Source organism: Marinobacter sp. B-12 (assembly GCF_056857915.1).
Genome location: NZ_JBSXOB010000003.1, coordinates 1 through 3,084, shown reverse-complemented (window position 1 = coordinate 3,084; position 3,084 = coordinate 1). Strand labels below are relative to the sequence as shown.

At 51.9% G+C, this 3,084-nt stretch carries 5 protein-coding genes; all 5 read left to right on the top strand.

Annotated elements, in window-relative coordinates; genetic code table 11:
* On the top strand, positions 1-188 hold a 188-nt coding region (locus tag AC13D2_RS00050), incomplete at its 5' end, for a hypothetical protein (protein ID WP_482938012.1).
* Positions 189-190: 2 nt separating this feature from the next.
* Positions 191-838, top strand: a complete 648-nt coding sequence (locus AC13D2_RS00045) for a hypothetical protein (protein ID WP_482938011.1) — start codon at positions 191-193, stop codon at positions 836-838.
* Between the two features lie 79 nt (positions 839-917).
* Positions 918-1,112, top strand: coding sequence for a helix-turn-helix transcriptional regulator (locus AC13D2_RS00040; RefSeq protein ID WP_482938010.1), 195 nt, complete (start codon positions 918-920; stop codon positions 1,110-1,112).
* Positions 1,113-1,122: 10 nt separating this feature from the next.
* Entirely contained in the window at positions 1,123-1,476 is a 354-nt protein-coding gene (locus AC13D2_RS00035; RefSeq protein ID WP_482938009.1) for a hypothetical protein, read from the top strand.
* Entirely contained in the window at positions 1,463-2,974 is a 1,512-nt protein-coding gene (locus tag AC13D2_RS00030) for an AAA family ATPase (RefSeq protein WP_482938008.1), read from the top strand. The genes AC13D2_RS00035 and AC13D2_RS00030 overlap by 14 nt, the downstream gene beginning before the upstream one ends.
* Positions 2,975-3,084: the final 110 nt, after the last annotated feature.

Genomic DNA, 3,084 nt, shown 5'->3' with positions numbered 1-3,084 from the left:
GCTCTGGTTGTGAAAGAGCGTGCAGGGTAGACTTTGACATGGCGTATCATCCCTCTGTTGGTTGTGATCTTGGTCGAGATCAACCAACAGGATACGCCACCCTTTCAACCTGCCTCCATACACCAGAAATCACCATAACTCATCTGATGGAAATGGCGGTTAACCGCCTGGAAAAAAAGCGGGTCTAATTGTGGTTGGTTTAAACCTTACTCTGTTCATCATCGTCAATGAATGGGCTCGCGAGCCGCTAACTGTGCTGATTCCTGCCGATGATGCGTTATACGGTATGTTTGAGCAGGTGGCGGCAAGTGATCAGATTTCTGATCGTAGATTTATCGCTTCGGATCTCGAATTGTCACCTGAAAAAGGGCTGACGCTCACACTGTTGAGCGGTCGGACATTGGGTTACAGGCCAGCGCATTGGTGTCAGGCCTGGTATTCGGTGGGGCTGCAACAACGGATGTACTGTTTTCGAGAGATTAATCAGAAGCTGATCATCGCCCTGCTTTCCTTTCAGCCAAAACGAAAGCATGGCCAGAGACGGGAGGGGCGAACCGATAAAGATATTATCCATTACCTGATTAATCTGGTTCATGCCTATCGTTTTCTAATGGAGGAAGAAAGCGAAAAATCCGAGCCGGTTTCTCTCCGGGAGGCGGCAAACGCAGTTGCCCTGGACGCCGAAACTGAAGATCCAAGGTTCCTTTTCCTCCTGCCTGATGACGGTTCAATTCCTTGGCCTGCTAGTTGGAACACCGATGGTGCTACGCCCAATACTGAACAAGGTATTGAGCGGCTGAGGAAAAGAGCAGCTAGAGATAAGCCCAAGAGCTACTAACTCTTTTGTCCCAAGCAAAGTAAGCCCTTCCGTTATCGTGGCTCCCGTTGAATGCAACGCAATCTAAGGAGCCATAGTCATGCTGACTACAGACCAACTCGCTGAAAAACTGCACGTCAAACCCAACACCATCCGTTCGGCACTATGCCGCACCGGTTCTTATCTGGGTATCCGCCCTGTAAAACTCCCCAACCGCTTTTTGGCCTGGCCTGATGATGCCGTTGAACGCCTATTGGCTCAGTCACAAAACAGCACCGAAAGTCACCACGCATAAGGGGCGGATCATGAGTTTATCTGACACTGTGTTCTTGACGTCAGTACAGGTGCCACATCCGATACTGGGGGTAATGGCTGCAATTGACGAACAAGGCGGATTGCTAATTGATATGCGGCTTACAGCAAGTGCGCCGCCCCAACTGATCGACCGGCTAAACGCGGACAAAATTGAGCTGTACATGGGCCGGCACTGCAACTTGGTTCCGATTGATTGGGTCAGAACACTGTTCCAGAAAGATTCGTTCCAAAGCCGCACCCTGGAAGCGATAGAGCAATTTGTTTTCGGCTGCTTTAGACATCTTCAAACAGAAGCCCTTCCGTACACACCAGTAACAGAGGTGAGCCTCCATGGAACTTTCTGAAAAAACAGCCCCCGACATACCACCGGGTCTAATACAGCCGAACCTGGAAGCAGTGCCGGAAGAACTACAGCGATACCGGCAATGGATAGTCTGGAAAGCTGAAGAAATAACAAGGCGGGATGGCACCAAAAAGGTAACCAAGGTGCCGTACAACCCGGCAACCGGAAAGAAGGCCAGTACTAAGCGGAAGGAACACTGGGGCACCTTTGATGACGTGTATGAAGCGTACCTGCTGGAAGGCTACACCGGCATAGGGTTCGTCTTCACCGCTGATGATCCGTTCGTAGGGGTAGACCTGGACAACTGTTTTGATGAGTCCGGGAACCTGCGGGACGACGCCAGGCGGGCTATAGATGAATTGCAGTCATTCACCGAAAGATCACCGTCCGGTAAGGGGTTGCACATTATCTGCAAAGGGAAGCTGCCCGGCAAAGGCCACTGCGACAACAAAGCAGGCCGGGAAATGTATCAGGAAGGCCGGTTTTTCACGATAACGGCTGATGTAGTGGAGGGTGTAGGCACCGTTGAAGCAGGCGGTGCCGCCCTTGAAACGCTGTATTCGGATTGGTTCGGACAATCCGCCAGCGCTGACGCAATTCACACCGTGGATGACCTGGAATGGGACCCGGAAGCACCGCGGGTGTCATTGGATGATATGCGAATAAGCGAGAATGTTAAAACCCTAGTCCGAACCGGTGAGGGACCGCTGGCAAAGGACTATCCGAAGTATGGTTCAGACGAGGTGGACCGCTCGGAAGCCCTTTATTGGGTATGTCAGGAAATGGTGAGCGCCGGGGAGAACAAGGAATCAATTCTGACGGTGCTAACTGATAAAGAGCATTTTTTGGCCGGAGCTGCACTGGATCGGCGGGGAGGCAACCGCGAATCAGCAAAGGAATGGTTGTGGAAATATCCTCTGGCAAAAGTGCTGGCGGACAGTCAGACCATCGTGAACCTGTTTGATGACTTGTCGCCGCTGGAACAGGTAGAGCGGGCGCCGCTTCGCCGCGGTTTCCGTTTCATTTCCGGTGCTAAGTTGATTGCGAAAAATTCGCCCGTTCAATGGCTGGTAGAGCGGTATATTGAGGCTAATGCAATGGTAATCCTGTTTGGTGAACCCGGAGTGGGTAAATCATTCATTGCCCTGGACATGGCCTGTTGTATCGCCACAGGTGAGACTTGGCAGGGTTTCCCGGTGAAGCAGGGACCAGTGTTTTATATCGCCGGTGAGGGGCACGCCGGGATAGGCCGTAGGCTTGGCGCCTGGTGCAAGTATCGAGGAGTGCCGCTTGGAAGTCTTTACGTTAGCACCACTGCTGCACCGCTCACGGAATGGGAAGCTGTGAAACAGGTAGTGAAGGGTATCAAGGCGAAAGTGGAACAGTATGGGGCACCGGCTTTGATTGTGATTGATACCTTGGCTAGAAATTTTGGTGGCCTTGATGAGAACAGTAACAAAGACATGGGTGTCACCGCCGGAGTAATACTGACCCACTAGCGCCGACTTAAAATTGACCCACCTGGGGCAAAATGGCCGCCTAATACCATGATCAGGGCGGCGGCCGATGTTGACTCAGGAGACACTTGTGGAAATTCATGTATTGCATC

Coding starts and splice junctions, on each gene's coding strand:
- AC13D2_RS00035 (WP_482938009.1), top strand. CDS start 1,123: ATGAGTTTATCTGACACTGTGTTCTTGACGTCAGTACAGGTGCCACAT.
- AC13D2_RS00030 (WP_482938008.1), top strand. CDS start 1,463: ATGGAACTTTCTGAAAAAACAGCCCCCGACATACCACCGGGTCTAATA.
- AC13D2_RS00040 (WP_482938010.1), top strand. CDS start 918: ATGCTGACTACAGACCAACTCGCTGAAAAACTGCACGTCAAACCCAAC.